General features: G+C 65.2%; 7 protein-coding genes. 6 read left to right on the top strand and 1 reads right to left on the bottom strand.

The window, feature by feature from the left end:
• A partial coding sequence (locus F3J20_RS32590) for a hypothetical protein (protein ID WP_345889957.1) occupies positions 1 to 848 on the bottom strand: 848 nt, incomplete at its 3' end.
• 13 nt (positions 849 to 861) lie between these two features.
• Between F3J20_RS32590 and F3J20_RS32585 the strand changes: the two genes are divergently transcribed.
• From F3J20_RS32585 to F3J20_RS31370, 6 genes are all read left to right on the top strand, one after another.
• Positions 862 to 1,485 (top strand): YadA-like family protein, encoded by a 624-nt coding sequence (locus tag F3J20_RS32585; protein WP_345889956.1) that lies wholly within the window; start codon positions 862 to 864, stop codon positions 1,483 to 1,485.
• Positions 1,486 to 1,580: 95 nt separating this feature from the next.
• Complete coding sequence (locus F3J20_RS31390) at positions 1,581 to 2,282, top strand: OmpA family protein (protein WP_167285810.1); 702 nt, start codon at positions 1,581 to 1,583, stop codon at positions 2,280 to 2,282.
• Positions 2,283 to 2,529: 247 nt separating this feature from the next.
• Entirely contained in the window at positions 2,530 to 3,675 is a 1,146-nt protein-coding gene (locus tag F3J20_RS31385; RefSeq protein ID WP_167285809.1) for a DUF2827 family protein, read from the top strand.
• Entirely contained in the window at positions 3,669 to 4,799 is a 1,131-nt protein-coding gene (locus F3J20_RS31380; protein WP_167285808.1) for a DUF2827 domain-containing protein, read from the top strand. Before F3J20_RS31385 ends, F3J20_RS31380 begins: the two co-directional genes overlap by 7 nt.
• Before the next feature lie 17 nt (positions 4,800 to 4,816).
• Positions 4,817 to 5,437: a hypothetical protein gene (locus F3J20_RS31935; RefSeq protein ID WP_205299430.1), complete on the top strand. Its 621-nt coding sequence runs from the start codon at positions 4,817 to 4,819 to the stop codon at positions 5,435 to 5,437.
• A partial coding sequence (locus F3J20_RS31370) for a DUF2827 domain-containing protein (protein WP_167285807.1) occupies positions 5,434 to 6,578 on the top strand: 1,145 nt, incomplete at its 3' end. The genes F3J20_RS31935 and F3J20_RS31370, both read left to right, overlap by 4 nt.

Raw genomic sequence — 6,578 nt, 5'->3', positions numbered from 1 at the left:
TCGACAGTGGAAAGCTCGCTGTCGACTGGCCTGAGCACGACGAACAGCAATGTGGCTTCGCTGTCGACGTCGGCTTCGACAGTGGAAAGCTCGCTGTCGACTGGCCTGAGCACGACGAACAGCAATGTGGCGTCGCTGTCGACATCGTCCTCGACAGTGGAAAGTTCGCTGTCCACGGGTCTGAGCACGACCAATAGCAACGTCGCCTCGCTGTCGACTTCGAGCTCGACGGTAGAAAGCTCGCTGTCCACCGGTCTGAGCACGACCAACAGCAACGTGGCGTCGTTATCGACAACCATCAGCGCGACGACCAGCAACGTGGCGTCGCTGTCGAGTGGCCTGAGCACGACGAACAGCAATGTGGCGTCGTTGTCGACGTCGTCGTCGACAGTGGAAAGCTCATTGTCCACGGGCCTATCGACGACGAACAGCAACGTCGCCTCGTTGTCCACGTCGTCCTCGACAGTGGAAAGCTCATTGTCCACGGGTCTGTCGACGACGAACAGTAACGTAGCCTCGCTGTCGACGTCGTCCTCAACAGTGGCAAGCTCCCTGTCGACCGGCCTGAGCACGACGAACAGCAACGTGGCCTCACTGTCGACATCGTCCTCAACAGTGGCAAGCTCCCTGTCGACCGGCCTGAGCACGACGAACAGCAACGTGGCCTCGCTGTCGACATCGTCCTCAACAGTAGCCAGTTCCCTCTCGACCGGCCTGAGCACAACCAACAGCAACGTCGCCTCGCTGTCCACCTCAACCTCATCGGTCGTCAACGCCCTGTCCACCGGCCTGAGCACGACCAGCAGCAACGTCTCCTCCCTGTCGACAGTCGTCTCGACCACCCGCACGCACTACTACAGCGTGAACGACAACGGCACACAGGGCAGCAACTACAACGACGACGGGGCCAGCGGCGTCAACTCGATGGCCATGGGCGTCAATGCAACGGCGGCGGGCGCGGGCGGCATCGCTCTCGGCTCCAGCGCCAGTGCATCCGCGGACGGTGCGACAGTGATCGGCGCGAACGCGCTCGGCAGCGGCACGAACAGCGTCGCGCTCGGTGCCAATGCGTCGGCGAGCGGCCAGAACTCGGTCGCGCTCGGCGCGGGTTCCGTCGCCAGCGAGGACAACACGGTCTCGGTCGGCTCGCCGGGTAACGGGCGCCGGATCACCAATGTCGCACCGGGTGTCAACCCGACCGACGCGGTGAACATGTCCCAGTTCAATTCGCTCCAGAACTCCGTGTCGTCCGTCGCGCGAACGGCCTACTCGGGTGTGGCCGGTGCCACGGCACTGACGATGATTCCGGACGTCGACAAGGACAAGACCATCGCCGTCGGTATCGGCACCGGCGCCTATCAGGGCTACGGAGCGGTTGCGCTCGGCTTCACGGCCCGTATCACCGAGAACGTGAAGATCAAGGGCGGTGTCGGGGTGAGCAGCGCGGGCAGCACGTACGGGGTCGGGGTGGGCTACCAGTGGTAAGGCGCCGCGCGGGTGCCGGGCGTTTCTCCCGGCCCCCGCCGGTTCAGCGGCATCCCCGCGATGGAAGATAAACGACATGAAACATGAGGTTCAACATGCGTAACACGATGTTGTGCGTAGCGGCGATGGTTGCTCTCGCCGGTTGCTCGTCCGCGTCAGGGCCGTCGTTCAGCGCCTGGTCGGTCGACCGGCAGGACGGCCAGCAGACCTATCGGGTCGAGTGCAGCGGTCTGCTCGAAAGCGCGGAAACCTGCTATCGCAAGGCGCGCGAGATCTGCCATGACGAGGCCGTGCGTCCGCTCGAGGGCGCGGCACCGCTGGGCTCGACGACCACGGACGGCAAGCCGGACTTTCGCAAGCTGATATTCCAGTGCGGCGCACCGGCACCGCAGCCGTCCACGGCCGCGCCCGCTGTTGTCCCCGCTGCCGTCCCCGTGCCGGCCCCCCTGCCGACGCACGTCACGCTGGCAGGCGATGCCAATTTCGATTTCAACGAGGCGACGCTGACTCCAGCCGCTAAGGCTCAGCTCGACAAGCTGGTTGCAAACGCGCAAGGCATGAGCTTCGGCACGGTCGCGATCGACGGCTACACCGACGGCATCGGCTCGCCGGCCTACAACCTGCGTCTGTCGCAGGCACGCGCGTGGACGGTGGCGAACTACCTGAAGTCGCACGGGCTGAACGCGGCGCGGTTCGACGTTCAGGGCCATGGCAGGACGCATCCCGTCGCGACGAATGCGACGGCCGACGGCCGGGCACAGAACCGGCGTGTCGGGATCACGTTGTCGGGAAACTAGCAGGCTAACCCCTCGGGACTCCTTGCTTCCGGATGATGTCCTCGTGTATGTCCGGAAGTTACCTGAGGTTTGGGGGTCGATTCTCCGGTTCGATCCTCTTTTTTATTCGCAGTCGACGCAGCGGGGACGTCATGACCGGGGGCCGTCGATGGACAGGGCGGCACCGCCCGTTCCGTCGGGCTACGCACGAGAAGTATCGGAACACACACAAAAACACGAGGACTGACCTTCAGAAGGCGGAAACAACATGCGTATTGGCATCTCGCTGGCCACCCGGAATGGCCAGACTGTATGGGACAACGGGCTGGGGCAGAACGTGTTCTTCCTCGCGAAGCTGCTGCGGGCCTTGCCGGCGGTCCGGGACGTCGTGCTGCTCAATTGCGGACCCGGGCCGCGCCTGCCCGACGACGTCCGGGCGTTACTGCCGGACCTGAAGCTGCTGCCGCCCAGAGAGGCGACCGAGCTGATCGACGTCGCGATCGAAATGAGCGGCGGGCTCGATATCGAGTGGCTCGATTATTTTCGGGCGCGCGGCAGGCGCGTCGTCTATTTCTGCTGCGGGCAGCCGTATGCCGGATTGGTCGAGCCGGGCGTGTTCAGGCGGGGCGGCTATTTCGCGCGCGCGGACCGCTGCGACGAGATCTGGATTCTGCCCAAGGACCGCGTCTTCCGGCCGATGCTCGAAACGCTGCATCGCTGCCCGGTCGTCGAGGTGCCGTATCTGTGGGACCCGATGTTCATCGACGGGCGCGCCCGCATGCTGGGCGACGCAGGGCAGCGCTTCGGATTCGAGCCGGCGAGCGCTTCCACCGACACGCCGCGCGCGCTGCGCGCCGCGATTTTCGAGCCGAACATTTCCGTCGTGAAGTGCTGCATGATTCCCGTGCTGCTTTGCGACATGGCGTTTCGCGCCGAGCCCGGCGCGATTGCCGGTCTGAGCGTGCTCAACAGCGCCCAGTTCGAGCAGCATCCGACGTTTTCGTTCATGCGCGATTCGCTCGAACTGAATCGCGCGGGCCGCGTGCATGTCGACCACCGGCACGGCTTCGTCGACTTCATGAGCCGGGCCGCCGATGCGGTCGTCTCGCATCAATGGCAGAACGACCAGAACAATCTGCATCTGGATGCGCTGTACGGCGGTTATCCGCTCGTCCACAACTCGGCGTGGCTGTCCGGCCTCGGCTACTACTACCCGGAGTTCGACGTGCAGGCCGGCGCGCAGGCGTTCCTTCGCGCGGCACGCCAGCATGATGCGGGCTTCGCGGACTATCAGCGCCGCGCGCGCGAATTTCTCGCCGGACTGCACCCGCTCGCGCCCGGGAACGGCATCCGCTATTTCCAGCAACTGCTTCACGTGAGCGCCCGCGCTCATCGCGGAGGTGCAGCATGCTGAAGCGCCAGCGCATCAAGGTCGGCATCACGATTTTTCTGCGTGCCGGCGAGCAATCGATCTGGGAGAACGGCATCTTCCAGAACTGCTACTTCCTTGCGATGCTGCTGCGGCAATCGCCGGTCGTCGAAGCGGCTTGCCTCGTCAACGGCGGCGACGGCAACCCGTCGGATGCGAAGTCGTTTCTCGAACATTCGCCGGTGCCCGTCATCGATCTCGACACCGCGCGGGAACAGCTCGACGTCGTGATCGAACTGAGCGCGCAGCTGAATCCGGACTGGGCGCGCAGCTTCTGCGACCGCGGCGGCCGCGTGATCGGCATGCGCGTCGCGAACGACTATGTGATCGACATCGAGCGGATGATGTTCGGCATGTCGCACGGGCTGCTGTTCTCCGGCACGCCGTACAGCGCGATCTGGACGCTGCCCGCCTTCGCGAAGACCTGCACCGGCTATTACGAGGCCGGCTCGCGCGCGCCGGTGAAGGTCATGCAGCACCTGTGGAATCCGGCGCTGCTGGAGCGTTCGCTGAAGCCGGCCCACGCCGGTGGCACGTTCGGCTATGTAGCGGGCCGCTCGCGCTGGCGCCTCGCGATTCTCGAACCGAACATCTGCATGGTCAAGACGGCGCATATCGCGATGCTGATTGCGGATCTCGCGTACCGGCAGGACCCGGAATGCGTCGAGTATCTGCGCGTGTTCAATGCGATGCCGCTCAAGGAAGAGGCCTCCTTTGTCGGCTTCGCGCGCAGTCTCGATCTGACGCAGCACGGGCGGGCGACCTACGAGCCGAGATTGCCGGTCTACGAGATCCTGACCGTGCAGGCCGATGCGGTGATCTCGCATCAATGGGAAAACGCCCAGAACTATCTGTACTACGAGGCGTTGTACGGCGGCTATCCGCTGATTCACAACTCCACGCTGATCGGCCATTGCGGCTATCGCTACGACGGCTTCGACTGTCAGGACGGCGCGCTCGCGTTGCGGCGCGCGTTCGCGGAGCATGACCTGAGACTGGACGACTACCGCCGCGAGGCGGGAGACTTTCTCGCCTCGCTGGACCCGGAGTTGCCCGCCAACGTCGAGCAGTACAGCGCGGCGCTCACCGCGGTTTTCGAGGGGGCATGATGAACACGAAACGTCGTATGCGCTCCCGTACCGCGATAGCCGCGGGCTTCGCGCTGGCGCTCGCATGGGCGGCCGTGCAACCGGCCGGCTTCGCGCAGGCGCAGCCGCTGCCCGCGGCCGGTCCTGTCGCGGGCCCTGTCGCTGGCCCCGTCGCCGGTCCCGCCAACGGGCCGGCCGCGAGACCCGCAGCCGGCACCGTGCTCGCGCAGGCCGCGCAGGAAATCGGCATCCACCGCTGTTACGACGCCGTCGCGCAGATCTCGGCGCGCGTATTCGACCGCGCCTCCCGAGCGGACGTGCTGCTCGACTGGCAGCGCTCGAACCCCGATACCGGGCCGTTCTTCTCGCTGTCCGGCATCGCCTTTCCGCAATCGTCGGCGCTGCTGTCGCTCGTCACGGTGCCGGGCGCCGGCGGCGGCTGTTCGGTCGTGGCCGAGCGTATTTCCAGCGCACCGTTGCCCTGCGCGCAGGTGGCGCGCAGCGAACTGAGCGGCTATCGCGCCACGCCGCTCGTCAGATCCGTCATGGTCTATACCGAAGCGGCGCATCCGCGCGAGGCCGTCGTGCTCGTCGACACGCCGCCTTCGTGCCTGATCCTGCGCCGTCAGGTGCAATTCCCGCGGGAGGCCGCACAATGAACGCACTGCATGCTTCGGAGCACGAAGCTCCCGGCCCGCGCCCGCTGCGGATCGGCATCACGATCGGCCTGCACCATGAGGCCGAGAGCCTGTGGGTCAACGGCATCAAACAGAATGCGCTGTACCTGATGCGGGTGTTCCAGCATTCGCCGCTGCGCCACCAGGTGGTGCTCGTCAACACGACTTCGGTGGCGATTACGGCGAAGCTGCCGTGGGATCTCGAACGCTACCCGGTGCGGCGCTTCGAGGACGTGAAAGACAGCCTCGACGTCCTGATCGAACTCGGCGGCCAGATCAATGCCGGTCAGACCGGGTACATCAGGGCGCGCGGCACGAAGCTCGTCAGCTACTGCTGCGGGCCGGAATACGTGCAGCTGATGGAAGCGATGATCTTCAACCGCAGGATGGCCGACTCGATCTTCATCAATCAATGCTACGACGAGGTCTGGGTCATTCCCCAGGTGGTCGAGACGAGCCTGCCGTTCTTCAGGACCTTGCGCCGCTGTCCGGCGCGCGAAGTGCCGTTCGTCTGGGACCCGATGTGCATCGAAGCGCGCACGCGCGAGCTGCCTCATCACGGCGAATACCGCCCCGCCAGGGGGCCGCGCCGGCTCTCCGTCATGGAGGCGAATCTCGACGTGCTGAAGTTCTGCCTCTATCCGATGCTGATCGCGGAGAACGCGTACCGGATCGTCGGCGACGGGATTTCGCATCTGCACGTCACCAATGCGCAACGTCTCGCGACGCAGTGCCCCGAGTTCATCGGCATCGCGCGTTATCTGGACCTCGTGCGCGACCGCAAGGCGAGCTTCGTCGGTCACTTCGAAACGCCGGAGTTTCTCGCGGAACATACGGACATCGTCGTGTCCCATCAATGGGGGCTGGCGCTGAACTACTTCTACTTCGACGTGTGCTGGAACGGCTATCCGTTCGTGCACAACGCGCAACTGTGCCGCGAGCTCGGCTACTACTACGCCGGTAACGACGTCGACGAAGGCGCGCGCCAGCTCGTGCAGGCGATCCGCCATCACGATGCCGACTGGGAAGGGTATCGGGACCGCCAGCGCCGCATCATCGCGCGCTATCTGTCGACGAACGCCGAAGTCGTGGCGCGCTATGACGGGTTGCTGCTGCAGCTGGA

The organism is Paraburkholderia sp. Cy-641, from assembly GCF_011752945.1.
In the GTDB taxonomy this organism is placed as follows: Bacteria; Pseudomonadota; Gammaproteobacteria; order Burkholderiales; family Burkholderiaceae; genus Paraburkholderia.
This window is presented reverse-complemented; position numbering and strand designations above follow the sequence as displayed.

Bases quoted from the DNA above. Each gene is read 5' to 3' on its own strand.
- F3J20_RS31390 (WP_167285810.1), top strand. From the start codon at position 1,581: ATGCGTAACACGATGTTGTGCGTAGCGGCGATGGTTGCTCTCGCCGGT.
- F3J20_RS31385 (WP_167285809.1), top strand. From the start codon at position 2,530: ATGCGTATTGGCATCTCGCTGGCCACCCGGAATGGCCAGACTGTATGG.
- F3J20_RS31380 (WP_167285808.1), top strand. From the start codon at position 3,669: ATGCTGAAGCGCCAGCGCATCAAGGTCGGCATCACGATTTTTCTGCGT.
- F3J20_RS31935 (WP_205299430.1), top strand. From the start codon at position 4,817: ATGCGCTCCCGTACCGCGATAGCCGCGGGCTTCGCGCTGGCGCTCGCA.